This is a genomic window from Comamonas sp. JNW, from assembly GCF_003105075.1.
In the GTDB taxonomy this organism is placed as follows: Bacteria; Pseudomonadota; Gammaproteobacteria; order Burkholderiales; family Burkholderiaceae_C; genus Comamonas; species Comamonas squillarum.
Genome location: NZ_QETI01000001.1, coordinates 583483 through 606307, shown reverse-complemented (window position 1 = coordinate 606307; position 22825 = coordinate 583483). Strand labels below are relative to the sequence as shown.

The following is a 22825-nucleotide window of genomic DNA, read 5'->3' as shown; positions in this document are numbered from 1 at the left end:
GCAAAGCACCACATGGCGCCATGCGAGTTTGGCCCATCGTGGCGGTTCCTGCCACCACACCAAACATGCAACAGCCACCAGGCTGCACCGGTAAATGTGATCAAGGTCAGGGATGCCTGGCTCAACAGGAAGGGGTGAGGGGATGAAGCCAAAACTGATCAAGAGCAACGGCCTCTGGCACTGCGCCCTGGTGTCGGCACTGCGCGGCTTCGTGGGCCTGGGCTACACGCCGGCTGATGCGTACAAGGACTGGGAGCAGGGGGCTGGCCGTGACTGAGCCGATCGACCCACACGCAGCAGTTGACTACATGCTGAAAACAGCGCCGCGCTTCGCTAAGGCACGGGCCGAGCGACTGCACCTCGAAGAATTCCGCAAGTCCAAGAAAGCGCTGCTGATGAAGGATTCGGACGGCAAGACCGTCTCTGAGCGAGAGGCCGATGCCTACGCACACCCTGAGTACCAAGAAGTGCTGGACGGCTACAAGGTGGCCGTGGAGGCCGAAGAAACCCTGCGCTGGAAGCTTAAGGCAGCCGAGTTGCAGGTAGAAATCTGGCGCAGCCAAGAGGCCAGCAACCGGGCAGAGGGGAGAGCGGTGCGATGAGTGCATATCAGCGAAACAAAGGTCGGCGTGGCCAGCAAGAGCTAGCAAACCTGCTTCGGTCTCGTGATTGGAATGTGATCGAGGCCAACTCCGGCACTGCAGTGGAGGACTTCGTGGTCTTTGATGCCGATGGTAAGGCGTGGTCTGTGGAGGTGAAAAACACAGTCTGCATAACCGAGGCGCACCGCAAGCAAGCGATGGAGCAAGCCAAGAAGCGCAAGCTGCCTTGGATGCTGGCCAGCAAGATCACAGGCACGCCGTTTTGGCTGGTGCAGCGACAGGGCCACAAGGCAGCTGTGTGGGAGGCCGGATGCTCAACAAGTTAAACGCCAAAGAGCGCTCCTATATCGCCAGGGTCAAGGAGCTGCCTTGCTCGGTCTGCGATGCCGGAGGCCCAAGTGAGGCGCACCACGTAAAGCAACACAGCCAATACACATGCGTCGCGCTGTGTGAGGACTGCCACAGGGGCAGCTTCAACGGCTGGCACGGCCAGAAGCGCATGTGGTCGGTAATGAAGATGGATGAATTGGACGCTTTGAACATCACCATCAAGCGATTAATAGGCAACTGAAAGGTAGACCATGAGCATCACAGCAGAGCGTTACACAGCAGCAATGCATTCCAGCGACCTTTCGGACGAAGCCCACAAGATCGGCCAGGTGGACCTGATCAAGGCAAGCGGCATGAGCAAGGCCAGTGTGGCATCCCACTACCTGCGGATCATCACCAAGCCCAGCCGGTCGGACATCGAGCGCATGCACGCTGAGCTGGTTCACGAGGGCAAGGTCAAGAAGGTGGCATCGCCCCACGATTCCGCCACTGAGGCCATGGCATGGTTGATCGACCAGAAGTGCAAGCCCTGCAATGGAACCGGCCTCAAGGTAAAGGAAGCCAAGACCTACACCTGCTCCAAGTGCAAGGGAACCATGCTTGCCCGCGAGCCCAGCAGCAAGGATGCCCAGCTGCTGATAGACCACGTCATGGACTGCAAGCGGACACACAGCAACAACATGAATAAACTGTTGCGCCCAAGGTGAAATTCTGGTATTCTCGGCAGCGTTGAGAGGTTGTTTTATTCACCACGCTGGCAACGTTAGTTGTTGGCCCTCAACCATGAATCACTTGCCGGGCTGTTGTGGCTCGGCAAGGCCTTAGATGGCGGAGCGTTTCCGCTTCTAGGGCCATCACACATGCTGATTGAGAACCGAAGTGCTGCGAGAGCGAAAGCGACCACAAGCAATTCATACGTCATGCAGTCAGCTGGACGGTTGGGCTCCTGAATTGAACAGGCCTTTAGGGTGCTTTTGGTTTGGAGTAAGGGGTTCAAGCGGATGCAGGTGCAAGCCCTGACAACCAGTCCGAGGGGAAGGGCCTCGGCACCAACACCCAGCCTCGCCTAGTGCGGGGCTTTGCTTTTTTGCAAATACCTTTGGTTTCCAGCTGCAGCAAGCGCGGCCCGCACCCGAGCGGTATGAAGGTGCGGCATCTCCTACTGAGAGCTTCCCAGTGCTTGAAGAAGCGAACAGCAACCCCAGCCCATGAGGGTTGTCTGATGGGGTACGAATACCAAGGCCAGCCAAGTGCTGGCTTTTCTTTTGGAGCAAGCCATGAGCCTAAGACGAAAGATAGCCCTGTGGCTGTGCCCTGAGTTGGCTGGGCCTGTGGGCGAGCCCGCTTTGCCTTTCCCGCATGTTCAGGCAACTGTTGGGACTCAAGCCTGGGGCGAAAGCGTGAAGGCAATAGCTAGCCAGAGCATGGAGAACGCCATCCATGCAGGCGAGCGCATCATTCCCCCGGCCGACAACAAAGCCCTGATCCAGAGTCTCAAGGCAAGCCAGCATGCGCACGACGAAGTGTGGAAGGCTGAGGTCCTTGACCTGCTTCGGCTGCTGAATGCCACGCTCACCAGCGTCACAGAGGGCGGCAACGCCATGAGGGTGACCAACCTCAAATAACCAGTTACCGCAGGGCAGGCTCTCCGCACACGCGACCTACACACTTGGAGCCTAGCCTCTGCGACCCGATAGGAGATGTGATGCGAAATGTGGCAATGAGGCTGGGCATGAAGCCTCGATAAAGCTCATGCATCCACTAAGAGCGGCATCCCAAAAAGCTTGTACCTGAGAGAGTGGTTAGATCTTGTTGACAAACTGTTATTGACTGTACAAATAGTTTCATTCACCATCTCCGGATTGCATCATCAGGATGTAGTTCAATATTTTTTGTCCGGGGTCTCTGCTGGTTGTGCCTGCAGAATCCCTGAAAGGAGAAGTGCATGGTGCGCGAAATTTTTTCTTCACTCTTTCTGGCTTTCGGCCTTTGTGCTGCAGCTTCTTCTTCAGCTGCCTTGATCACTGGTACTTCTGCTTGGTCGGGAGACTTCGCGGAGTCGGCCATCTCGACCGATCTGAAATACGCAGATGGCAAACCCTATAGCGATCTTCCAGTTTTCATGATCTGTGTTGATGTGACGTTGTCATATCCAGAGGGAGCCGTCGGCTACACAACTGAGGCTGGTGGTAGTGCTTTGAAGGGTGGGTCTGGTGCAGCAGGTGTTGCCGCCATCAACTGGCTATTTGATCAGTATTACGCGACCTACTTCAAAAGTGGTTCAGATGCACAGAAGTGGGCATTTCAATATGCAGTCTGGGAGATCGGCAACGACTACAACGGCAGTGCCGGCAGCATCAGCGCGACGAGTGGTTTGTCTCATCCGTTTGACGATGGATACAAGAGCGCTGAACCGGAGTTTATTGCTGCCTATCAGGCTATGTACCAGGCAATGACAACGACGTTGCCTACATTGAGTGGCGCATATCGTTCGAAGACATACACGATCGATCTGTTTAATAGTGCAGACCCCACGTACCAGAGCATGGTGGCTTTAGTCGAAAAAGCTCCATCCTCCCCCGTGGTGACAACGCCGACTCCCGTTCCAAGCTTAGGTGTGGCTGGCATGGTTGGATTGACTGGGATGCTGTCATTGTTTGCAGTGGGCGGGCTATCCCGCAAACGCCAGTTAAAGAAGATGTCTTGAAACATCCAGGACAGAGCTAGCTTCTGAGATCGAACCGCCCTCGGGCGGTTTTCTTTTTATGGTGGGACTAATCTCCAATCTTCGTTAGGATGCCCTGCCGGCTGCTCGCGATGATCTTCTTGGCTTGCTCTGCTGAGACGACTTCATACGGCCAGCGAAATGACGTGTAGAGAAAATCCGGGCCGCCCTCGCGGTCTGTAATTTTCGCGTGAATGTGAAATAGCGTCCCAGCGGGCTGAGAGTCACGCATCTTTGAAGAGCACTCTACCTTCATGCCTGTGTCTACACCTTGACCTGGGAGCGGCCTAGCGCGGAGTGATTTAGAGGATTGCTCGCCAATGGCTTGGTAGGTTTCCACCACGAAAGAAGAGTAAGTCACTTGGATCCGAACTTGAAGAGATGAAAGGCCCGCCATGGCAACAAAACCGGCGCAAGGCAAGCCGGTTGCCAAGCAGGCAGGCGGACGACCTAGCAAATATAAGCCAGAGTATGCAGACCAAGCAAAGAAGCTCTGCATGCTCGGTATGACAGACAAGGAAATGGCCTCGTTCTTTGGCGTGGCCGAGAGCACATTCAACCTATGGAAGACCGCCCATCCCGAGTTTTCGGAGTCCCTAAAAGGCGGCAAGGACCTGGTCGATGCTGAGGTGGCGGCGAAGCTGTATCACCGAGCAATGGGGTATGAGCATGAGGATGTGCACGTCAGCAATTACCAGGGGGTGATCACAGTCACTCCATTGGTCAAGCACTACCCACCAGACACGACGGCTGCGATCTTCTGGTTGAAGAACCGCCAGCCTCAGAGGTGGCGCGACAAGCCAGACGAGGGCGGCGAGGGCGAGAACGCCCAGCCCGTGCCAGTCAAGATTCAAGTGACAGTAAAGGACGCAAGAAAGCATGCCGAGCCTGAACATTCCGCAGGCTCGGTTCCTGGAGCTGCCTCATAAATACCGCGCTTATGTCGCTGGGTTTGGCTCGGGTAAGACCTGGGCCGGCTGCGCGTCAACGTGCCGCAATGCCTGGGAGTGGCCAAAGGTCAACCAAGGCTATTTTGCGCCGACCTATCCGCAGATTCGGGACATCTTCTTCCCGACGATTGACGAAGTGGCATTTGACTGGGGCCTGAAAGCTGACATCAAAGAGGCGAACAAGGAAGTTCACCTGTTCAGTGGCTCGCAGTACCGGACGACCATCATCTGCCGGTCGATGGAGAAGCCTTCCAACATTGTGGGCTTCAAGATCGGCCATGCGCTGGTCGATGAGCTGGATGTGATGCAGGCGGTCAAGGCTGAGCAGGCCTGGAACAAGATCATTGCCCGAATGCGATACAAGGTGGACGGGCTGAAAAACGGCATCGATGTGACGACGACGCCTGAGGGCTTCAAGTTCGTATATCAGCGGTTCCACAAGCAGCCGCAAGAGCGTGCAGCACTGGGCAAGCTGTATGGGATGGTTCAGGCCAGCACGTTCGACAACGCCGCCAACCTTCCGGATGACTACATTCAGTCGCTCTATGAGAGCTACCCCAAGCAACTGATCGACGCGTATCTGCGGGGTCAGTTCACCAATTTGACGGCGGGCAGTGTCTACCCAGACTTTGACCGCCGGCTGAACCACTCCAATGCATCGCTCCAAGCGAGCGAGCCCGTCCTGATCGGGATGGACTTCAACCGCCTGGCGATGGCTGCGGTGGTCTATGTGCTGCGCGATGGCTGGCCTGTGGCGGTGGATGAGATAACGGATGGCCGCGATACGCCGTACATGGCGAAGCTCTTCAACGAGCGGTACAAGGCCAAGGGCCATGCGGTGCAGGTTTTCCCGGACGCCTCAGGGCAAAACGCGAGCAGCAAGAACGCGACCGAGTCGGACCTGAGCATCCTAAAGGCGCACGACCTGACGGTGAGGGTGAACTCAACCAATCCCGCTGTTGCGGACCGCGTGAATGCAGTGAATGCCCTGATCCTGAATGGAGAAGGCGAGCGGCGCTACCTGGTCAACACCGACCGGTGCCCGAAGCTGACCGATGCGCTGGAGCAGCAGGCCTACGACAAGAACGGTGTGCCGGACAAATCAAGCGGCGTGGATCACGTTATCGACGCGGCCGGGTATGTGATCGCCAACAAGTGGCCGATTGTGAAGCGCACCGCCAAGGTAGAGACATTCCGCTGGTGATCAGTACTAAGTCGGTTTAGCAAGACCGCTGGTTACGAGACGCTGGAACTCGGGTGGATACAGCAGCGGGACTCTGCCATCGTCCAAATGAATGCCAACCATATCTAGCACCTGCACACTGTAAGTGCCTGGGGGGATATCAAACTTCTCGTTGCTCGTGGTGGTGACGGTGCAACTTGTAAATGTGTAGCAGCTCATTTGACTGGCGAGTAGTGGTGATCCGCCAAATATAGAGCACTAAAAGGGCGGCCAAAAAAACATGACAGCTATCAACCAACAAAACGACACGGTCAAGCGGATGGCTGAAGCATGGGCGGTGATTGATCCTCTTATGGGGGGCACTCAGGCTATGCGGAAGGCGGGCAAGAAGTTGCTGCCGCAGCAGCCGCGTGAAGATGACGAAGATTATGAGTACCGTCTGAAAACGTCGACCTTGTTCCCTGCGTTTGGTCGCACAGTCGGCGTGATGACGGGCAAGCCTTTTGCGAAGGAACTGACTCTTGGTGAGGATGTTCCTCAGCGCATCAAAGACTTGTCCCAGGACATCGATGGCGAGGGCCGTAGCCTTCATGCATTTAGCGCGGACTTGATGAACGAAGCGGTGGCGTTTGGGTTTGGCGGCATTCTCGTTGACTACACCCGTACAGAGGGACAAGCGCGCACACAAGCAGATGAAAAGGCGCTCGGCGCTCGGCCGTATTGGGTGCACGTGAAGCATCACCAGCTTCTGGGCTGGAAAACCGGTGTGGTGGACGGGAAACCCGGATTGCTTCAGCTTCGAATTCTTGAAACCGCCGAGGTTGATGACGGCCCCTATGAGGTGAAGGTTGTAAACCGTGTCCGTGTTTTGACGCCAGGGCAATGGGAGATCTGGCAGGAGGGCTCGGGCGGATGGGCACTGCTAGAAAATGGCACAACGACTATCAGGCGCATTCCTTTTGTGCCGATCTATGGCATCCGCAAGGGCTTCATGTGGGGCACTCCGCCGCTACTGGACCTGGCGCACCTAAACGTCAAACACTGGCAACAACAGTCTGATCAAGACGACTCTGCCCGGTTTGCGCGCAAGCGGCTGCTGGTGTTTTCGGGCGTCACGGATGGCGAGCTATCCGAGCCAACTGCGGGCTCAGCTTATGCACTCAGATTTGCAGATAAGGATGCCAAAGCCGAAGTGATCCAAGGCTCTGCCGAGTCGGTGACCGTTGGACGCTCAGAGCTTGACTCGCTTGAATCGCAGATGGTCCAAACTGGGGCTGAACTCCTAACGGCAAAGCCTGGCCAGCGCACTGCGACTGAAGCTGCTAATGATGCCGAGGCAAACAAGAGTGACCTCCAGCGCATCGTTGAATCGTTTGAGGACTCATTAGACCAAGCCTTGCAGTTCACCGCTGAATGGCTCGGCCTCCCACAAGGGGGTCATGTGTCACTGTTCAAGGACTTCGCAGCCGGCTCACTGTCCGAGGCCACCGCTCAGCTCATCTTGAGCTTCCAGCAAGGTGGACTCATTACGAAGCGGCAGGCTCTGTTGGAGGCCCAACGCATTGGCGTTGTGTCGCCAAACTTGGATCCGGAGGCGGAGATTGCTGCGGTTGAGGCTGAAGGGCCAAGCCTGGGGAACATGAATGGCGACGGTGAATGAACTGATTCGCGATGAGATGATCCGGCATGCGACTGCGTTGGATGGATACTCTAACAACGTCGTTGCCAGGATCATGGCAATCCTGAACCGCTCTAATGCGCGGATGACCGCTGAGTTAGCGGAGATCCTTGCCAGCGTCGATGCGCCAACCCTTAAGGCTGAGCGCTTGTCTTCGATGCTTGCTAGCGTGCGATTGATGATCGCTGGCGGCAATGCTGAGATGGGTGAAAAGCTGTTGAACGAGTTAAAGGTGTTCGTTGACTACGAGACAGCCTATCTGAATCAGATGCTGCTCAGTTTCACGCCCGCATCGGTTCACATTGCATCGGTGTCGACGGCCGCTGTCTATTCAGCAGCCATGTCCCGGCCATTCCGAGGCCTGCTGCTCAAGGAAGTGTGGAAGGACCTGGCGGCCCAGCAGTTCAAATCGGTGCGCCAGGTCATCGCACAAGGCTACTTGGAGGGCAAGACGACAGACGCGATCATTAGCGAGCTGCGCGGCACCAAGGCAAAGGGCTTTACTGATGGGCTGCTAGAGAAGTCGCGGCGCGATGTTGAGGCGGTAGTAAGAACCGCCATTGCTCACACGGCCGGGAATGCTCACGACGCCTTCTACGCGAAGAACTCCGATGTGCTCAAGGGCTTGAAGTGGTCTGCGACCCTGGACCTGCGGACAACGCCGCAATGCCGGATCCGTGACGGGAAGCTGTACACGCCAGAGACGCACAAGCCGATAGGTCACGAGGTTCCCTGGGGGGCTGGGCCTGGTCGGCTGCACTGGCGCTGCCGGTCTGCTTCCATCCCAGTGGTGAAATCCAACAAGGAGTTAGGGATTGACCTGCCGGACCTGGAGCTGCGCAATAAAAGCAGGGCGAGTATGGACGGGCAGGTGCCACCAGATACAACCTATGGCGACTGGCTCAAGAAGCAGTCTGCTGCGCGCCAGAATGAGGTGCTAGGCCCAACCAGAGCGCAACTTATGCGTGACGGAAAGCTTGATCTGGCAGACATGTACTCTCACAAGGGCGTGTTTCTTACCTTGGACGAGCTTCGGCAACGGGACAAGCGGGCTTTTGAATTGGCTGGTCTTTGAGTAGACTTGGCCGGTGACCAAACTATCCATCGTTCCACCCCGAGAGCAGACACCGGCGGAGAAGCTGCAGCAAGTGATCAAAAACTTGCCTTTGCCTGACGGGGTGCTCCAGTGCAAGAAGTGCGGCGGGACAACCACGATGACAACCACTGTAGGCGCAAAGTTGGATGAGAAAGGCCACTACAAGCGTGGGACTGTTTGGCATGACCGCGTTTGCTACCAATGCCATATGCAGGGGGTCCACTCCTTCATGTTGCCTGACGAGCCGCGCATAGTGAAGGAGCGGAAGCCGAGAACGCCGAAACCGAAGGCAGTCCACGCGAAGTAACTGAGCTTATCAAGGCTCAGTTGAGGGTCAAGCCTTCTTCACGAACGCGGATTTGAGCTGCATGCTGCCGATGCCGTCTATGCGGCAGTCAATATCATGATCGCCTCCGATCAGTTTGATGTTGCGAACTTTGGTTCCAACCTTGACGACCTGCGAGGAGCCCTTGATTTTCAGGTCTTTGACGACTGTCACGGAGTCTCCGTCTTGCAACACATTGCCGACAGCGTCCTTAATAACAATAGCGGATTCTTCTGCTTCTTCATTGGCCTCGGATGACCACTCATGGGCGCAATCTGGGCAGATCAACAAAGCGCCATCAGCGTAGACAAACTCTGACTTGCATTTGGGGCAAGGCGGCAATGTGGACGACATAGTTACTCCCGGAAAAACTTGTAGTCCAGCATTCTAGTTGCGACCCATCTGGATCCTTTAGTCACCATTCGGACCAAATAGGTCGATCACTTTTATTCAGCCGCCATGGAGCAATCCAAGGCGGCATTTTCATGCCCAAAACAAGGAAGTGGAGTAGGGCGTCCAGCCGAGGAATCGGCAACCGTACTGAGGCTGGAAAGCCAAGGAAACAGCAAAAATGAAACTGAAACTGAACGATCAAGGCAATGTAGTTGTGCAAGACGGCAAGCCCGTTTATCTGCACGACGATGGCAAGGAGGTTGCATTCGATGCGCCGGCTGCAGTGAGCAAGATCACTTCACTAAACGCTGAGGCGAAAGCCCATCGCGAGGCCAAGGAGGCCGCGGAGGGCAAGCTGAAGGCGTTCGAGGGGATCGAGGACGGCGAGGCCGCGCGCAAAGCTCTGGAAACCATCAAGAACATTGATGAGGGCAAGCTGATGGCAGCAGGCAAGGTCGAAGAGATCAAGTCCGCCGCTCAGAAGGCTGCTCAGGAGCAGGTTGCAGCTGCAAGCAAGGCGCATGCCGAGGAATTGGCTCGCACCAAGCAATCGCTGGACAAGATCACAGGCGACCTCTACGCAGAAAAGATCGGCGGCAGTTTCAACCGTTCCAAGCTCATCTCTGAGCGCTTCGCAATTCCCGCTGACTTGGTGCAAGCCCGGTTTGGCCAAGCCTTCAAGGTTGAGGAAGGAAAGATCGTTGCCTACGACCAAGCCGGCAACAAGATCTTCAGCCGCTCTCGACCTGGGGAACTAGCCGAGTTTGACGAAGCGCTTGAGACCCTGGTGGACCAGTACCCATACAAGGAGCAAATCCTCAAGGGCACAGGTGCATCTGGGGGCGGAGCAGGTAGCAGTAACAACGCTGGCGGGCAAAACCAAGCAAAAGGTAATTTCGGCGGATCTCGCACAGAGCGGGCAGCTGCTATTGCCAACCGTTTCCCTGAACTCTCGAAAGGCTAACTATGTCTCTCTCCCAAATGCAGGTGTTTAACCAATACATCATGCCTGCCACCATCGAAACTCTCGCTCAGATGGTCCAGCAATTCAACCAGGCCAGTGCTGGTTCTATTCGCCTGACCACTGAAGGTTTCGATGGCGACTTTCTGCAAGAATCCTTCTTCGCAGCTATCCACAGTGCCCAGCGCCGTGTCGACCGCTATGCTTCCAACGGCAACGCTACGCCTACTGATCTGACCCAACTCAAGCACAGCTCGGTGAAGGTGGCTGGTGGCTTCGGTCCTATCCGCTTCGAGCCTTCGCAGCTGACCTGGCTCAACAAGCCAACAGCGGAGGGAATCGAGGTAGCCTCGCGCAACTTCGCTGAGGCACTGATGGCAGACCAGCTCAATACCGCCATCGCTGCTCTGGTAGCCGCGATCAGCAACAACACTGCGGTGAGGAACGATGTCTCTGCAACCGCTGGCATCAGCTATGTCGCGATCAACGAGGCCCATGGCAAGTTCGGTGATCACAGCGGCAACCTGGTCGCTCAGATCATGAACGGCGTCACCTATCACAAGCTGATTGGGGCCAACCTGACCAACACGCAGCAGCTGTTCCAGTCGCAGAACGTGCGCGTGGTGGACATCTTGGGCAAGGCGGTGGTGGTGACTGATGCTCCGGCACTTTCTGTTGCTGCTGCATCCCCGGCTCCCGCCAAACTGAACGTGCTCTCGCTAACCGAGGGTGCTGCGACGGTCTCCGATGGCGGCGACCTGATCTCGAACATCGAGACAAGCAACGGCAAGGAGCGCATCGAGACCACCATGCAGGTTGACTACACGTTTGGCCTGGGCCTCAAGGGCTACACCTGGGATGAGGTGAACGGCGGCAAATCGCCAAGCGATGTTGAGATCGGCACAGGTTCCAACTGGGTCAAGAACGCCACCAGCAACAAGCACACCGCTGGCGTTATCACCATCGGCGACGCAGCCAAGTAATTGAAGGGGGCTCCGGCCCCTTTCACTTTGGAGAAACCATGACCGAAAAGATCGCATACGAGAAACATCCCGTGTCGCCCGAGCGCAAGGCCGAGCTGCGCGCCCAGGGCTTCAAGATCATCGACGCGCAGTTCAAGCCTGCCCCGGCGCAGGAACAAGCCACCGAGGCTGAGGGCGAGCAATCCGCTGCAAAGAGTGGCCGAAAGCCTGCCCAGGCGCAGGAGTGACGAGTCGCTAGCTGTCCAATTCCACAGTCAGCTGCGGGAGATTTTCCCAGTAATACCTATTCTTGAATGCCAGCTCTTCGTTGAGATAGGCGAGTTCACTAAGCGAAACCTTGACTAACTTGGCGACGTTGACTCGGCTTTTTTCATCAAGTTCTGGCGCGTTGCTCAGGCCTTCGATAAGCAGGGTGAGATCTGAAAAAGTTTGCTCTCGCAAAGTTTTCCTGTCTCCATGGAGAAAATCATTGATGCTGTTAATTCTTGCTTCAATCGATTCTTTTGACCCTGCTGCATTTTTCAATTCTACGCAGCGGATACGGAGCGCTGCATGAATTGGGGTCGCTAAGTGCCCATATAGGGCGTGCGCTGTGTTGACGAGCCAAGGAGTCATTGCTGTGCGCATAGCATCTTGGCTACTTCCAGTCGCAGCCATCATTTCTTTTGTTCTTTGCACTTTATCGTACGCGCTCGCAACTCTGTACTGAACACCTCCTCCTGTAGGTTGGTTGCTTTCAGCAACATGAAACTCTATGAGACTGCTAGCAGTGGATGCCGCGAGACTCTTCATCTGAGCGAGGATCTTTTCCGCTTCATTAACCTTTTGATCTATTCGAGTCTTCGCTTCCACGCCAAGGCCCTTGAGCATCTCAAACTGATCAATCGTCGCACCGAACAGAAGCACCAGTCCTGCGCCTAGACCGGCTAATCCTGCGCTTGTATTCGCTTCGAACAACCAATAGCTTCCGAACGCGAGGGATGCCATGCCGGCTGCTGTTAGCGCTAGGCTGACAACGCCGCGATGGATTTTTGCAATGTCGCACATATTTTTCTCCTTACATCGGAGCTTACTTTATGCCGATGATTACCGCTCCTTTGGCAGGCTATGACAGCCTAGTGTCCTTGGCAGAAGCGAAGAGCTACATGGAGCGCATGGGCTACGACTGGCCGGCTGATGAAGACAAGCAAGAGATTGCTCTGCGGCGCGGCACGCAGTATGTCCTGACCATGTACAGCATCCGACCTGAGTTTCTGGACCCTGTTGCTGATGCCTTGAAACACGCCACATGTGAGGCCGCGCTACGGGCAGCCGATGGCTCTCTGTTCTCCGATGTGGACGCCCAGGCTGTCACCGAGGAATCGGTGGGGCCGATCACTACCAAGTACGCACAGCCCGCAAACGGCGGTCAGAAGCGCTTCGGCGTGATTGATGCCTTGATGCGCGGCATGACGACTGGTGGAGTGGGGCAGGTCAAGTTTGTGAGGGCTTAGATGGCAAAACCACCCAAAGTGAACTTTCGCAAGCACGATCCCTTGCAAGACTACTACTGCGATGGACAAGGTGGCTGGTATTCGGTAGCCAAGCTTCTGGATGACGCGAAGGAACTGCCCGTCTTTGACTGCCCGCTGGCAGCGCTGGAGCTTTCGCATGTGATCTGGCAAGGCGCTGATATGTTTGCCCTCGCGGTTCATGTCCGGCGTGCAATGGATGCAGACCTAGAAGTGCCGATCTTGCTCGACTGGAACGGATCAATCGCAGATGGGCGCCACCGTGTCCTGAAGGCGCTCGCCAGGGGTAAGCGCACCATCAAGGCCCGGCGGATGACCTGGAAGCCTGATCCATGCAAGCGAGAGGATCCAGCATGACCAAATTCGACTACTCCCGCCCAGCGGCTACTGCCAAGCGGCTATTGGATCGATTCGGCCAGGCGGGGGCAATCTCTCGCTCTATGCCTGGCGGCTATGACCCAGAAACAGGCCCGACTGCTCCGGTAGAGCTGCAGTCACCCTGCACGGTCGCGCTTCTGGAGTTCGACAACAGGCAAATCGACGGTGAGTTGGTCAAGATCGGCGACCGCCGTGCTTTGATCGCTCCAGATGCCACGTTTGAACCTGATGCAGGTGATGTGCTTACTGTCGGCGCTGAGGTGGTGCAAGTGGTCCGAAACAGGCCGCTGAAACCTGCCGGCGTCATCATCCTGCATGACTGCATAGTGAGGGACTCATGAGCTTCTCAGACCATTTGAAGCAGCTGTGCCTGCAAGCCGGCGAGAAATGCGAGGAGGTTGCCCGCAAGACCGCAATCGAGCTGCAGGCAAGCATGATTGAGAAGTCACCGGTCGGCAACCCAGATCTTTGGCAAGCCAATAAAGGTACTGTGTACATGCGAGAAACCCACAACCTTTGGGTAGAGGCAATCAACGCAGACGCGGGGAAGAGTGGCAAGCGAATACGCAAGATGGGGCAGAAAAATCTGAAAGCGACCTACAAGAACAAGGTCGGGCAGGACTATACAGGTGGGCGATTCAAGTCCAACTGGCAAGTCGGGCTGGGCTCAATGAATGAGTCCGTGGATAGCGAGCCGCGTAGCGATGCCTTGGGTAGATCTAAGGTGGTGCTTGAGGGGTTCAAGCCTGGTCAAACTATCTACCTCACCAACAACCTGCCGTATGCCAAGAAATTGGAGTACGGGCACTCTAAACAAGCGCCTGGTGGCATGGTGCGTCTAACCGTGCAAGACTTCGCCCAAGCAGTGAAGCGCGCAGTGGAATCTGTCAAATGACCCTCTCACAAATCAAAGCACTGCTGGAGTCCAAGCTGATCGCCATGCCTGGCGTGCTGCCTACGGCCTTCGAGAACGTGCCATTCAAGCCGCCAGATGGTCCATACCAAGCCTGCTATCACCTGGTTAATAGCCCGGTGGACCTAGGCATAGAGGGCACGCTGACGGAGGAGCGTGGCATCTTACAGATCACGCTGCGCTATCCAGAAGGGAAGGGCCGGCAGGTGACTGATGCCATGGCCGACCAGATCAAGCAGCACTTCAAGGCCGCCCAGATCATCCCGGGTCCGGGCTTTCGCATCGAACTGAACAAGACCCCATCGGTGTCCTCTGGAATGCCAGATGAGGGCCGCTGGACCGTTCCTGTGTCCATCTCCTGGGAGGCGTACCCGACATAGGGTGCGTCGCCAAAACCCAATGCCACCGAGAGGTGGTTTTTTTGTGCCCGATGAGGGCGAAACCTAGCCGCGAAGCATGTGCCGAGCGGCTTTTTTCATTTCTGAAAGGCTCAAAATGGCCCGTACTCCAACAGGTACTATTACCTCCGTCGCCACCGCGCTCTCCACCTCGAAAACGATCAGTGGCATCACCAATGCCGTAGAAGCTGTCGTCAGCTCCGTGGGCCATGGCTTTGCCAATGGCGACATCATCCTGATCCTCTCGTCCTGGGGTCGCCTGAACTTCCGTGCATTCCGCCTCAAAGGTGTGACTGCTGACAGCTACACACTGGAAGGTGGCAACACCACGAACACCGAGTTCTTTACCCCTGGTCAGGGCTCTGGTTCGGCTCGCAAGGTGAGCACCTGGGTGGATCTGGACCGCACCATGAACCACGCGACCAGCGGCGGCGATGCCAAGACCGTGAACGTGAAGTTCATCGAGTCGGACAACGAAATTGTGCTGAACGACGGCTTCAACGCCGTGCAGCGTACCTTCGACATGGATGCCGACATGATCGGCTCGCCTGCTTACGAAGCGCTGCGCATGCTGTCCGAGACCAACGCGGACACCGTGGTTCGCCAGCGTGCCAAGACCGGCGCTCTGTCGCTGATCCCTGCCAAGGTGTCGTTCAATGAAGAAGAAACCCTGACCGAAGGCCAAGCGGTCGTGGTCAAGGGCACCTTCAACGCTCAGAACAAGTCCACGCGCTACGCCGCGTAAACCAGGCATTCCGCCCACAACCATTGCACCGACGCAGCCGCTTCGCTCCTTCAGCGGGGCGGGCGGTTGCGCACGGGCTTAACTTCTCCCGCTGAAAGACAAGACTATGGCAAAGCAAAAAACTGTTCCCGTGACCAGCCTGAAGATGATGGCTGGCAAGTCGCCGACCTTCCCACTGACCGTGACCGTCAAGAACCTCGATGGCGACGAGTTCGATGTGGTGTTCACCGCCAAGGCTCAGAAAAAGAGCGAGTGGGCCGCTATCCGTGATGCACACCGCAAGACTGCAGACGGTGTCGAGCAGCCGGCCGAGAAGGCTGAATTCTCGTTCGAGGACTTGGTGAAGGACGGCATGCGGCAAGCGGCCGAGATCGTGGCCGGCGCCATTACGGGCTGGAACCTGGAAGATGAGTTCAGCGTTGACAGCCTGATCGTGCTGGAGGACCAGTGCGGCGGTTCGCTGGCCAAGGTGCTGGGTAAGTACGACGCAGCTCTGTTCACCGGCCAACTGGGAAACTAAAGCAGATAGCTCGATCCCTGTTTGAGCCTCCTGTCACTGAGGCAGAGGCTCAAGCTGCAGGGTTCGAGCTAGAGGACTACCCAGAGCCTGAGATCATCGAAGTCTGGCCCGACAACGAAGCCGCGCTAGACATCGCGATGATGATAGGAACCCGGTGGGTCTACCCGGCAATGGGTGGGGTGCCTCTGGGAGTGCGATGGGAGGCGATTTACCCACTGATGGACCGCAAGGCCACAGGAGAGGCCTGGGATGAGCTACATGAATACATGATGGTCATCGAGGCAGAGGCGCTGGCGACACTGCGTGAGTTCGCACCGAAGGCGACACAGAAATGACCTCATCAAACATGAATTCTCCCCGAGGGGGCTACATGCGGCACAATCAGGCCATCATGAGTGAAGTCCTATCACCTCCGGAAATCCGCAATGCCCAGCTATTGGCAGTTGCATCCATTGGCACTGATGGAGGTGGTAGTTCAGGCTTATCTTTAGAGCTTGAAACCGCACTCGCAGCGTTGAGGAGTGCTGAGGATAAGCAGGAGATTGAGCGCTTGGGGCAATATGCTCGCTATCTGCTTAGCGTGGAATTGCCGCGTTTTCATCGGGATTGGGTGTACTCGCTTGCTGATCTGAAAGACCTCTTGGCGGCCATCGACTTCTTGCAGGCAGGTCTGCAGGACTCCGTAAAGCCTTCTCTTACTGGGAACCCGGCAGTCCTAGAAATTGCGAGAGAGGTAAAGTCTGCAGCCACAAAGCTATTCGATTATTCTGAAGAAATGCGATGGGCTGTAATGAGCGCTCAGGCCGAAATGGAGATCGAAGCTGGCAAGTCTAGGAGCTTTGGTAGCCTCGATGCGGCTATTAACTTTCTGAAGAGGAAAGTTTAGCAATGGTTGTGCGTGGCGGGTTATCGGTGAAGATGTCAGAGCGGTTCATAAGGGACTTTGAGTCCTTGTCGCCAGACTTGAAGCTCTGCGCTATCGAATGCTTAGAGGATTTTGGGCGAGAGTTTTTGCCTAATGCACGCAGACCGCATTCCGTATCTCCCAAGGGTGTTAAACCTCCCATTTTCACTATGGACGTTACTCGCAACAAGTCTCATAAGCTGAGCTACTTGATCAAGGGGAATGTGGCTTTTCTACTTCGGCTGGATACTCATCGGTCAATTGACAGGGACCCCGGCTATGCCGACGCACGAAGTGCAGAGATAGCTGGTTAAGACAGCCGCCGCGCTTCATAGATCGTCAATACAACATAAACAGGCTCGCTTCGGCGGGCCTTTTTCATCGGCTCACGCATTTGCGTGGGTCTTTTTTATTGGGCACGCCATATGACCGATGTAGCAGCCGTAGGCATTGCCGTTGGAGGGCTACTTGGAGCTCCTTTTCAACCGTTTGGATGGCGGCACTCGTGCAATTTCGTTTCCGTCTTCATCTGAGATTGTGAAGCCATCCGCGAGTCCCTTCAGGAGCCCTGCCAAAGCGGACACCTCTTGAGCGTTCTTGGCAAGACTTGAAAAAACCTCTTGTATTTGCTGAGGGCTGAATGATCCATCTTCCGGTAGGGATGAGGACTGCTTCACAGCAGCGAGGGGCTGGAGTTCTGAGCGGAATGAATTCTCTAGTCTGGCCACCAGCTCCGCTGTCAATGTGCGCTTGTTGCCTACAGCCGCAGCTTCAAGACGCTCCTTGAGCTCAGCAGGGATTCGGAAGTTAAGTTGGGGGTCGGTACGTGCCATGAGTGAATTATTGCATCACGGTGCTTGTTAACTGGCTAGTACCGTGCTACATTAGCACCGTGCTATACGAAAGGAACCAAGGATGTCGCGCAAAGATGAGCAAACAAATGTCCGTATTCCGCTGGAGTTGAAAGAGTGGCTGAAGACGCAGGCACAAGCAGCTCGTCGCAGTGTTACGGCTGAGTTGGTGACCAGGCTTGAAGAGAGCAGAAAGGCTCAGGAGGGGCGCGGCCTCTCTGGGCAAGAGCTGCAGGTGAAGGGGGCATGACCCCAAAAAGGCGAAAGCCCCGGCGAGTAGTGATCGCAAGGGCTTTCTGGTGAATCAATCGATAGAACTCAAAGGATTCGGCATGAATGCTACCCCAAAAACCCTTAAGACGGCAATCCCTGGATTTTCAATTCCCGCCGGCGCTCGTGCGGTGATGGTGACAGACGAGTTTGATGGAACGTATTCGGTGAAGCCAGTAGAGCATGGCAAATCCGTCCTGAATGTTCAGACTGAACTCTTTGACCATCTGAGCGCGTTCCCAGTTAGCGACGAATTTCTGCAGGAAATCATGGACTATTGCGCTGGCCGCTTGGCGGCGCGTTCTGAAGCCAAGCGAACGGGGGGTACGGCCATCGCTCGCAGGCACGGCTTGTGGGAGGTAGCCCATGTTCAGATGTTCCAACCTGTGAAGAGCTAGGACATCGAAATGACCTCGAAGGCTATTTCATTGGGTGACACGCTCACCAATCGAGACGGCACCCTCTGCCGAGGTACTCAGCTCACCTTCAAGGCTCCTTATTGGATCTATGAGGATGGCGTCGCCGTGAAGAACTACGGCGATGACAAGGAGGCAGCATTCGCTCACTTTGACCGTCGCGTGAAAGATCGCTGGGGTGACCAGTGCCGATACGCGTGCTGCTAACAGGATGGAGAAGGTATGGAACAACTAAAAATCCGCATCACCGGCACTTCGCCATTGATGATGCATGCTGACACGCTGGCCAATCCTTTGAATCCAGCTACCAAGCTGCACAAAGAACTGACGGGGAAGCGAAAGAAAACTGAGGATGACCATCTAGCTATCGCGAAGAGCGAGTTCATCAGTGGCTGTTACTGGAGTCCTGACGCAGGCTTCTACGTCCCCGGTGCGAACCTCAATGCGACATTTCTCGGAGGCGCAAAGCTGCAGAAGTTGGGCGTTCATTGGAAGCGTGGCGCCTTGGTGCTGGAGAACCATGTGAAGCTCTTGCATGACGGGCCAGGAACTCCGGAGGCGCTGTGGGAAAGTCCCGGGAATGTGGATTGCAGAGGGGTGAAGGTAGGCAGTTCAAAGATCATGAGATATCGCCCTGTGTTCATGAGTTGGGCCGCTGAGCTGACCGTCGCGATCAATGTTGATGTGCTAGACATACAAGAAGCACGTAAGGCGATTGAAGATGGAGGCGCGCTCATCGGAACATGCGAGTACCGCCCGCGCTTTGGCCGCTTTGAGGTGCGCTATGTCTGAAGTCAAGATCAGTCCCTCTTGGAGGCAGGCAGTCCACGACTTCCTAGCTGAATTCAAGTACGGCGACATCGTCTCGCATAGCTGGTTGGTAGCTCGGTTCGGACTGCCTTTGCCAGATGAGCAGATGTCTGCAGTTGCATTCCAGGCAAGACAGTTCGAATGGCTGGCCAGCATCGAAGGGTTTAAAGCTGCACTGCTGCATGACCATCAAGTATTGCTGCAGTCGGTGCGAGGCGAAGGCTACCGCTGGTGCCCGCCCGCTGACCAAACGCACGCTACCTTGCGGGAATTTGAGCGTGATGCTGGAAGAGTATTCAGACAGGCTGGGTCCCGCCTAAAGAATGTTCGACATACAGAGCTGACCTACGACCAGCGTCGCGTCAACTTGGATGCTCAGGCAAAGCTTTCATTGCTACGGGGAACAGTCCGAAAACAGCTCCGCTAACGTAGCTGCAAGCCTATTGCAAAGTGGGCTTGCGGATGCGAAAGCATCGTTTCCCTCGGCGAGGTCTGGTGAGGCGCGCTCTGGCGAGCTGAGCTCAGGTATGACATGGTCAGGTAGGGTATGGGCTGTCAACAGCGGAAAGCACTTTTAGTAAAGAGTGTTTTTCGATGCGATCAGCATCACTTGGTGCGTCGAGCTATGGAATGGCAAGGCAAGGTGGGCCAAGGCTCGGTATGGGCCGAAAACGGCGGCAAGCGGCTTCACAAGAGGATGCTTGCCGAGGAGGTTGGCAAAAAATTGATCGAGCGTATACTGTATAAAAAAACAGTGTTTTGTGTGAAAATTAACACCGCTCACGCCAGATGTAACTCAAGATCTCAGGATTAGGGTAGGCTATGGATATCTTTGAACCAAGCAGCCTTCGCGGTCCAAGCGACAGGGCTAGTCGTTTTTATAGAGATGATCTGAGCATGAGCAGACTTCACATCCAGCGCGCGGTAGATAACATAAGCTCCCATACGACAACGGTTTTTACGCCAATCGTTGAGGTCGTAGTTAATGCCATTGAGGCGATAGAGGAAGCTAACGTTAGCGATGGGGTCATAAAAATATACCTTAAGCGGGAAGCTCAGAAAGAGCTGGATATAGAAGAAAATGAGTCCTCTGTCATTGACGTTTCAATTTCAGATAATGGCATAGGATTCAATCAAGTACATCGCGATTCATTCGACACTCTATATAGTGATCAGAAAGTAGAGCGTGGAGGTAAGGGCTTTGGCCGTCTAACCTGCTTAAGATATTTTTCAGATGTAAGCGTTGAAAGTACATACCAAGAAGACAATAGATTCATGACTCGTACTTTTGTTATGGGGAAGAGGCATGATTTTATTGAGCATGAAAATGTAATTGAAGCAGAAAAGTCGCAAACCGGAACCGTGGTATGCCTCAAAGGCGAAAAAGATAGAAGGTTGCCAAAAAAACTTCCGACAATCGCGAGAAATTTGGTGGGGCTACTTTTGCCTTACTTCACTACATCTGGCTATACGTGCCCCCGCATTGAATTGCTGGATTTAGACGGGGGAAGTCCTGTTGTACTAAATGACTATCTTGGAAGTGCTCAAGCTATTATTGAAGAAGTGCAATTGCCAGAGTCAACGTTCTCTATTGAAGGGAACTTTCAGACGTACGATTTTGTGGTCAGGGTTTTTCGCTTTTTTTCTCCTCAAAGTAAAATAAGCAAAATAAGTCTTGTGGCGCACAAGAGAGAAGTTACAGAGTCATCGCTGGCTAGTTATATTCCGGAATTTGCAGATGAATTTTACGATGCTGTTGATGGGGACTTGGCCAGAGGTAGGAACTATATTCTAAAGGCCTATGTTTTTGGTCGGTATTTGGATGAAAATGTTCAATTAGAGCGTGGTTCATTTTCTTTTAAAAAGGAAAATGATATAGTATTTGGTATCTCGCAGACTGATATCGAAAAGCACGCAGCCGAACTCACAAAAGCTGCAGTGGCAGATCAAGTCAGCACTCGTCAAACCAGAAAAGCTGAGAATTTGCGTTACTATGTAGAGTCACAGGCTCCTTGGTACAAGCAAATCCTTTCCTCGGTGGATATTAAATCATTGCAGCATGCAGCAACAGATGCTGAAATGGACACCTTTCTTCATAAAGCAAAATTTCAAGAAGAGCGGAAAATTCGAAACGAGGTTGCTCAGGTATTAAGTTCAGACGCGTCAAGTGATTTGATTGATCGAGCGAGTGATTTGGCATCCAAAGTTTCAGATAGTAGTAAAGATGAGCTGGTTCACTACGTTGCCTTGAGAAAACAAGTTCTCAAGTTATTTGAGCGTAGCTTGGAGTTAACAATAGAAGGGAAGTACCCGTCTGAAGAAGCCGTTCATAAAGTTATTTTCCCCGTTAAAACGGATGATGACTCTGTAGCTTACAAATCCCATAATTTATGGATTTTAGATGAAAGACTTACTTTTTCATCTTACTTGGCCTCGGAGCTACCCTTGAATGGAGGAAATACACAAAGGCCAGATATTGTGGCTTATGGAAGGCCAGTGGCATTTAGGGCTGAAAACGAAGCTAGCAATCCAGTCACAATATTCGAATTTAAGAAGCCAGGCAGAGATGACTTTTGTAATGTATCTGCAGCTGAAGATCCTATAGAGCAGATTGTTCGATATGTGAATGCCATTCGACGCGGAGATTATAAAACTCCATCGGGGAGAGATATATCAGTTGCGCAAGGGACGCCATATTATGGGTATGTGGTGTGTGATTTCACCTCAAAGGTTAAGACTTGGTTGCATGAAGTGAAAAATTTCAAGCCAATGCCTGATGGTCAAGGATTTTTTGGCTGGCGTGAGAATATTAATTTGTATATTGAAGTAATAAGCTGGGACAAATTATTGAAGGATGCAAATATGCGTAATCGCGTATTCTTTCATCAGTTGGGAATTGAGGGGGTATAACTAAATAGTGATGAAGATTCTGAAAACGAGGAGCGGCTTGAGTTGGTTGATAGCAGGGGTGTTGACGGCAACATGTGCGTTCAGTGCGCTTGCTCAGCAAAGTGTGACGTTCACATCACCCGACGACGCCTTCAAACTCAATAACACCGCAACTGGTACGGTCTCAAGGACCGGCCCGTTTCTCACAGTACGCCTTGATCAACATGTGATGTGGCATGGCGACAAGTACGTTGAGCCAACGGACGTTATTGGCTTCAAAGTTTCTGTGGCGGGACATAACGAGAAAGGGCGATGGGAGCCAGGTAGATCATCTGGGTTGGTTCCCAGTGCATACAGGATCCGACGCGGCGAGAGCAAGCAGTTGCCCCCTTCCACTTTTCTCATCCCCATCGATGGCCTCAGTTCGCTTAGCGATAAGTGGCTTGTCCTAACCATGGTGATCAAGCATGGCGCAGGCGAGGGTTTCACGTATGCGCACTCTGACAAGCTCAAGGTCGAAATGCTTCGCTAACCTTTGCTAACATGCACTCTTCATTCTGGAGGGCACATGGCAGATGTAAAGATACACGCTGGCGATTTTCCGACGGGTAGCGCAAAGCTCATGTTTTCAACGCTAACTTTCCCGTGGACGCCCGGCGACGGATTTCTTGGTAAGTCGATTCAACTGACAGAGTTAGCGGAGGTCGCGATGGCAAGCGAAGAGTCGGTGAAAAAGATAGGCGGCACTGTCGGTTGGGGTGTTGTGGGTGCGGCAGTGTTAGGCCCCGTGGGGCTGCTTGCTGGACTCCTTGCTGGGGGACGAGGTAAAGAGGTCACGTTTGTGGCCAAAACTCACGATGGGAAGAAATTTCTTGCGACCACAGACGCTAAAACCTTCACAAAACTGCAAGCCGCCGTTTTTTGAAACTGCCCACATGATGTTTTGAAGCAGCCATATCAGATGCTTCGCAGTTAAGACTTCTCGGTCAAACGG

At 54.4% G+C, this 22825-nt stretch carries 34 protein-coding genes; 31 read left to right on the top strand and 3 right to left on the bottom strand.

Going from position 1 to position 22825, the window contains the following annotated elements; all coding sequences use genetic code 11:
• The first annotated feature begins 142 nt into the window (after positions 1–142).
• The 11 genes from DCO45_RS23320 to DCO45_RS02720 all read left to right on the top strand — a co-directional run bounded on the left by DCO45_RS23320 (position 143) and on the right by DCO45_RS02720 (position 8543).
• On the top strand, positions 143–277 hold the full coding sequence (locus DCO45_RS23320; RefSeq protein ID WP_279324795.1) for a hypothetical protein: 135 nt from the start codon (positions 143–145) through the stop codon (positions 275–277).
• A complete protein-coding gene (locus DCO45_RS02770; protein WP_243419215.1) occupies positions 270–602 on the top strand; it encodes a hypothetical protein in 333 nt (110 codons plus the stop codon). Before DCO45_RS23320 ends, DCO45_RS02770 begins: the two co-directional genes overlap by 8 nt.
• A gap of 74 nt (positions 603–676) precedes the next feature.
• Positions 677–928, top strand: a complete 252-nt coding sequence (locus tag DCO45_RS02765) for a hypothetical protein (protein ID WP_116924385.1) — start codon at positions 677–679, stop codon at positions 926–928.
• Positions 913–1173 carry a hypothetical protein gene (locus DCO45_RS02760; protein ID WP_116924384.1) on the top strand — a complete coding sequence of 87 codons (261 nt, stop codon included), beginning with the start codon at positions 913–915 and terminating at the stop codon, positions 1171–1173. The genes DCO45_RS02765 and DCO45_RS02760 overlap by 16 nt, the downstream gene beginning before the upstream one ends.
• Positions 1174–1183: 10 nt before the next feature.
• Positions 1184–1639 (top strand): zinc finger-like domain-containing protein, encoded by a 456-nt coding sequence (locus tag DCO45_RS02755; RefSeq protein ID WP_133248021.1) that lies wholly within the window; start codon positions 1184–1186, stop codon positions 1637–1639.
• A gap of 570 nt (positions 1640–2209) precedes the next feature.
• Complete coding sequence (locus DCO45_RS02750; protein ID WP_133248020.1) at positions 2210–2557, top strand: hypothetical protein; 348 nt, start codon at positions 2210–2212, stop codon at positions 2555–2557.
• Positions 2558–2877: 320 nt separating this feature from the next.
• Positions 2878–3639, top strand: a complete 762-nt coding sequence (locus tag DCO45_RS02745; protein WP_133248018.1) for a hypothetical protein — start codon at positions 2878–2880, stop codon at positions 3637–3639.
• 413 nt (positions 3640–4052) lie between these two features.
• Positions 4053–4586, top strand: coding sequence for a hypothetical protein (locus DCO45_RS02735; RefSeq protein WP_116924379.1), 534 nt, complete (start codon positions 4053–4055; stop codon positions 4584–4586).
• Positions 4537–5811, top strand: coding sequence for a terminase family protein (locus tag DCO45_RS02730; RefSeq protein WP_116924378.1), 1275 nt, complete (start codon positions 4537–4539; stop codon positions 5809–5811). Before DCO45_RS02735 ends, DCO45_RS02730 begins: the two co-directional genes overlap by 50 nt.
• A gap of 259 nt (positions 5812–6070) precedes the next feature.
• The gene (locus DCO45_RS02725; protein WP_243419214.1) at positions 6071–7450 is read left to right on the top strand and encodes a DUF4055 domain-containing protein; all 1380 of its coding nucleotides are present in this window, start codon (positions 6071–6073) and stop codon (positions 7448–7450) included.
• Positions 7434–8543 (top strand): minor capsid protein, encoded by a 1110-nt coding sequence (locus tag DCO45_RS02720; RefSeq protein WP_116924377.1) that lies wholly within the window; start codon positions 7434–7436, stop codon positions 8541–8543. The genes DCO45_RS02725 and DCO45_RS02720 overlap by 17 nt, the downstream gene beginning before the upstream one ends.
• Positions 8544–8898: 355 nt before the next feature.
• On the opposite strand, the gene DCO45_RS02710 is transcribed toward DCO45_RS02720, so the two are convergent.
• Positions 8899–9243 carry a zinc ribbon domain-containing protein YjdM gene (locus DCO45_RS02710; protein WP_116924375.1) on the bottom strand — a complete coding sequence of 115 codons (345 nt, stop codon included), beginning with the start codon at positions 9241–9243 and terminating at the stop codon, positions 8899–8901.
• A 217-nt stretch (positions 9244–9460) separates the two neighbouring features.
• Between DCO45_RS02710 and DCO45_RS02705 the strand changes: the two genes are divergently transcribed.
• Genes DCO45_RS02705 through DCO45_RS02695 form a run of 3 tightly spaced genes read left to right on the top strand, consistent with a single transcriptional unit; the run spans position 9461 to position 11453 of the window.
• Complete coding sequence (locus tag DCO45_RS02705) at positions 9461–10246, top strand: DUF6651 domain-containing protein (RefSeq protein ID WP_116924374.1); 786 nt, start codon at positions 9461–9463, stop codon at positions 10244–10246.
• Positions 10247–10248: 2 nt separating this feature from the next.
• Positions 10249–11226, top strand: coding sequence for a major capsid protein (locus DCO45_RS02700; protein ID WP_116924373.1), 978 nt, complete (start codon positions 10249–10251; stop codon positions 11224–11226).
• Positions 11227–11264: 38 nt separating this feature from the next.
• The gene (locus tag DCO45_RS02695; RefSeq protein ID WP_116924372.1) at positions 11265–11453 is read left to right on the top strand and encodes a hypothetical protein; all 189 of its coding nucleotides are present in this window, start codon (positions 11265–11267) and stop codon (positions 11451–11453) included.
• A gap of 7 nt (positions 11454–11460) precedes the next feature.
• Here the strand turns inward: DCO45_RS02695 and DCO45_RS22495 are convergent, their stop codons facing one another.
• Entirely contained in the window at positions 11461–12273 is an 813-nt protein-coding gene (locus DCO45_RS22495) for a hypothetical protein (protein WP_133248016.1), read from the bottom strand.
• 29 nt (positions 12274–12302) lie between these two features.
• Here DCO45_RS22495 and DCO45_RS02685 point away from each other — a divergent pair, with 29 nt between their 5' ends.
• The 9 genes from DCO45_RS02685 (at position 12303) to DCO45_RS02645 (ending at position 16577) form a co-directional block, all read left to right on the top strand.
• On the top strand, positions 12303–12719 hold the full coding sequence (locus DCO45_RS02685; protein WP_116924370.1) for a DnaT-like ssDNA-binding protein: 417 nt from the start codon (positions 12303–12305) through the stop codon (positions 12717–12719).
• Positions 12720–13094, top strand: coding sequence for a hypothetical protein (locus tag DCO45_RS02680; protein ID WP_116924369.1), 375 nt, complete (start codon positions 12720–12722; stop codon positions 13092–13094).
• Positions 13091–13456, top strand: a complete 366-nt coding sequence (locus tag DCO45_RS02675) for a hypothetical protein (RefSeq protein WP_116924368.1) — start codon at positions 13091–13093, stop codon at positions 13454–13456. Before DCO45_RS02680 ends, DCO45_RS02675 begins: the two co-directional genes overlap by 4 nt.
• Positions 13453–14010 carry a hypothetical protein gene (locus DCO45_RS02670; protein WP_116924367.1) on the top strand — a complete coding sequence of 186 codons (558 nt, stop codon included), beginning with the start codon at positions 13453–13455 and terminating at the stop codon, positions 14008–14010. Before DCO45_RS02675 ends, DCO45_RS02670 begins: the two co-directional genes overlap by 4 nt.
• The gene (locus DCO45_RS02665) at positions 14007–14408 is read left to right on the top strand and encodes a phage tail terminator-like protein (RefSeq protein ID WP_116924366.1); all 402 of its coding nucleotides are present in this window, start codon (positions 14007–14009) and stop codon (positions 14406–14408) included. The genes DCO45_RS02670 and DCO45_RS02665 overlap by 4 nt, the downstream gene beginning before the upstream one ends.
• 115 nt (positions 14409–14523) lie before the next feature.
• Positions 14524–15171 (top strand): phage tail tube protein, encoded by a 648-nt coding sequence (locus DCO45_RS02660; RefSeq protein ID WP_116924365.1) that lies wholly within the window; start codon positions 14524–14526, stop codon positions 15169–15171.
• 106 nt (positions 15172–15277) lie between these two features.
• Entirely contained in the window at positions 15278–15691 is a 414-nt protein-coding gene (locus tag DCO45_RS02655) for a phage tail assembly chaperone (RefSeq protein ID WP_116924364.1), read from the top strand.
• 5 nt (positions 15692–15696) lie between these two features.
• Complete coding sequence (locus tag DCO45_RS02650; RefSeq protein ID WP_347707638.1) at positions 15697–16026, top strand: DUF1799 domain-containing protein; 330 nt, start codon at positions 15697–15699, stop codon at positions 16024–16026.
• 56 nt (positions 16027–16082) lie between these two features.
• Complete coding sequence (locus DCO45_RS02645) at positions 16083–16577, top strand: hypothetical protein (RefSeq protein ID WP_133248013.1); 495 nt, start codon at positions 16083–16085, stop codon at positions 16575–16577.
• Positions 16578–17059: 482 nt separating this feature from the next.
• Here the strand turns inward: DCO45_RS02645 and DCO45_RS02640 are convergent, their stop codons facing one another.
• A complete protein-coding gene (locus DCO45_RS02640; protein WP_116924361.1) occupies positions 17060–17428 on the bottom strand; it encodes an Arc family DNA-binding protein in 369 nt (122 codons plus the stop codon).
• Positions 17429–17510: 82 nt separating this feature from the next.
• Here DCO45_RS02640 and DCO45_RS02635 point away from each other — a divergent pair, with 82 nt between their 5' ends.
• The 8 genes from DCO45_RS02635 (at position 17511) to DCO45_RS02600 (ending at position 22756) form a co-directional block, all read left to right on the top strand.
• Entirely contained in the window at positions 17511–17696 is a 186-nt protein-coding gene (locus DCO45_RS02635; protein ID WP_116924360.1) for an Arc family DNA-binding protein, read from the top strand.
• Positions 17697–17778: 82 nt separating this feature from the next.
• Entirely contained in the window at positions 17779–18114 is a 336-nt protein-coding gene (locus tag DCO45_RS02630) for a hypothetical protein (protein WP_133248011.1), read from the top strand.
• A gap of 9 nt (positions 18115–18123) precedes the next feature.
• Positions 18124–18339, top strand: coding sequence for a hypothetical protein (locus DCO45_RS02625; protein ID WP_116924358.1), 216 nt, complete (start codon positions 18124–18126; stop codon positions 18337–18339).
• Between the two features lie 15 nt (positions 18340–18354).
• Positions 18355–18924, top strand: a complete 570-nt coding sequence (locus DCO45_RS02620; RefSeq protein ID WP_116924357.1) for a hypothetical protein — start codon at positions 18355–18357, stop codon at positions 18922–18924.
• Entirely contained in the window at positions 18917–19369 is a 453-nt protein-coding gene (locus DCO45_RS02615) for a hypothetical protein (RefSeq protein ID WP_116924356.1), read from the top strand. The genes DCO45_RS02620 and DCO45_RS02615 overlap by 8 nt, the downstream gene beginning before the upstream one ends.
• A 395-nt stretch (positions 19370–19764) precedes the next feature.
• Positions 19765–21852: an ATP-binding protein gene (locus DCO45_RS02610; RefSeq protein ID WP_207788038.1), complete on the top strand. Its 2088-nt coding sequence runs from the start codon at positions 19765–19767 to the stop codon at positions 21850–21852.
• Between the two features lie 10 nt (positions 21853–21862).
• Positions 21863–22363: a hypothetical protein gene (locus tag DCO45_RS02605; RefSeq protein ID WP_133248008.1), complete on the top strand. Its 501-nt coding sequence runs from the start codon at positions 21863–21865 to the stop codon at positions 22361–22363.
• Positions 22364–22399: 36 nt separating this feature from the next.
• Positions 22400–22756: a hypothetical protein gene (locus DCO45_RS02600; protein ID WP_116924353.1), complete on the top strand. Its 357-nt coding sequence runs from the start codon at positions 22400–22402 to the stop codon at positions 22754–22756.
• The last annotated feature ends 69 nt before the right edge of the window (positions 22757–22825 follow it).

Coding starts and splice junctions, on each gene's coding strand:
- DCO45_RS23320 (WP_279324795.1), top strand. CDS start 143: ATGAAGCCAAAACTGATCAAGAGCAACGGCCTCTGGCACTGCGCCCTG.
- DCO45_RS02760 (WP_116924384.1), top strand. CDS start 913: ATGCTCAACAAGTTAAACGCCAAAGAGCGCTCCTATATCGCCAGGGTC.
- DCO45_RS02755 (WP_133248021.1), top strand. CDS start 1,184: ATGAGCATCACAGCAGAGCGTTACACAGCAGCAATGCATTCCAGCGAC.
- DCO45_RS02750 (WP_133248020.1), top strand. CDS start 2,210: ATGAGCCTAAGACGAAAGATAGCCCTGTGGCTGTGCCCTGAGTTGGCT.
- DCO45_RS02745 (WP_133248018.1), top strand. CDS start 2,878: ATGGTGCGCGAAATTTTTTCTTCACTCTTTCTGGCTTTCGGCCTTTGT.
- DCO45_RS02735 (WP_116924379.1), top strand. CDS start 4,053: ATGGCAACAAAACCGGCGCAAGGCAAGCCGGTTGCCAAGCAGGCAGGC.
- DCO45_RS02730 (WP_116924378.1), top strand. CDS start 4,537: ATGCCGAGCCTGAACATTCCGCAGGCTCGGTTCCTGGAGCTGCCTCAT.
- DCO45_RS02725 (WP_243419214.1), top strand. CDS start 6,071: ATGACAGCTATCAACCAACAAAACGACACGGTCAAGCGGATGGCTGAA.
- DCO45_RS02720 (WP_116924377.1), top strand. CDS start 7,434: ATGGCGACGGTGAATGAACTGATTCGCGATGAGATGATCCGGCATGCG.
- DCO45_RS02710 (WP_116924375.1), bottom strand. CDS start 9,243: ATGTCGTCCACATTGCCGCCTTGCCCCAAATGCAAGTCAGAGTTTGTC.
- DCO45_RS02705 (WP_116924374.1), top strand. CDS start 9,461: ATGAAACTGAAACTGAACGATCAAGGCAATGTAGTTGTGCAAGACGGC.
- DCO45_RS02700 (WP_116924373.1), top strand. CDS start 10,249: ATGTCTCTCTCCCAAATGCAGGTGTTTAACCAATACATCATGCCTGCC.
- DCO45_RS02695 (WP_116924372.1), top strand. CDS start 11,265: ATGACCGAAAAGATCGCATACGAGAAACATCCCGTGTCGCCCGAGCGC.
- DCO45_RS22495 (WP_133248016.1), bottom strand. CDS start 12,273: ATGTGCGACATTGCAAAAATCCATCGCGGCGTTGTCAGCCTAGCGCTA.
- DCO45_RS02685 (WP_116924370.1), top strand. CDS start 12,303: ATGCCGATGATTACCGCTCCTTTGGCAGGCTATGACAGCCTAGTGTCC.
- DCO45_RS02680 (WP_116924369.1), top strand. CDS start 12,720: ATGGCAAAACCACCCAAAGTGAACTTTCGCAAGCACGATCCCTTGCAA.
- DCO45_RS02675 (WP_116924368.1), top strand. CDS start 13,091: ATGACCAAATTCGACTACTCCCGCCCAGCGGCTACTGCCAAGCGGCTA.
- DCO45_RS02670 (WP_116924367.1), top strand. CDS start 13,453: ATGAGCTTCTCAGACCATTTGAAGCAGCTGTGCCTGCAAGCCGGCGAG.
- DCO45_RS02665 (WP_116924366.1), top strand. CDS start 14,007: ATGACCCTCTCACAAATCAAAGCACTGCTGGAGTCCAAGCTGATCGCC.
- DCO45_RS02660 (WP_116924365.1), top strand. CDS start 14,524: ATGGCCCGTACTCCAACAGGTACTATTACCTCCGTCGCCACCGCGCTC.
- DCO45_RS02655 (WP_116924364.1), top strand. CDS start 15,278: ATGGCAAAGCAAAAAACTGTTCCCGTGACCAGCCTGAAGATGATGGCT.
- DCO45_RS02645 (WP_133248013.1), top strand. CDS start 16,083: ATGAGTGAAGTCCTATCACCTCCGGAAATCCGCAATGCCCAGCTATTG.
- DCO45_RS02640 (WP_116924361.1), bottom strand. CDS start 17,428: ATGGCACGTACCGACCCCCAACTTAACTTCCGAATCCCTGCTGAGCTC.
- DCO45_RS02635 (WP_116924360.1), top strand. CDS start 17,511: ATGTCGCGCAAAGATGAGCAAACAAATGTCCGTATTCCGCTGGAGTTG.
- DCO45_RS02630 (WP_133248011.1), top strand. CDS start 17,779: ATGAATGCTACCCCAAAAACCCTTAAGACGGCAATCCCTGGATTTTCA.
- DCO45_RS02625 (WP_116924358.1), top strand. CDS start 18,124: ATGACCTCGAAGGCTATTTCATTGGGTGACACGCTCACCAATCGAGAC.
- DCO45_RS02620 (WP_116924357.1), top strand. CDS start 18,355: ATGGAACAACTAAAAATCCGCATCACCGGCACTTCGCCATTGATGATG.
- DCO45_RS02615 (WP_116924356.1), top strand. CDS start 18,917: ATGTCTGAAGTCAAGATCAGTCCCTCTTGGAGGCAGGCAGTCCACGAC.
- DCO45_RS02610 (WP_207788038.1), top strand. CDS start 19,765: ATGGATATCTTTGAACCAAGCAGCCTTCGCGGTCCAAGCGACAGGGCT.
- DCO45_RS02605 (WP_133248008.1), top strand. CDS start 21,863: ATGAAGATTCTGAAAACGAGGAGCGGCTTGAGTTGGTTGATAGCAGGG.
- DCO45_RS02600 (WP_116924353.1), top strand. CDS start 22,400: ATGGCAGATGTAAAGATACACGCTGGCGATTTTCCGACGGGTAGCGCA.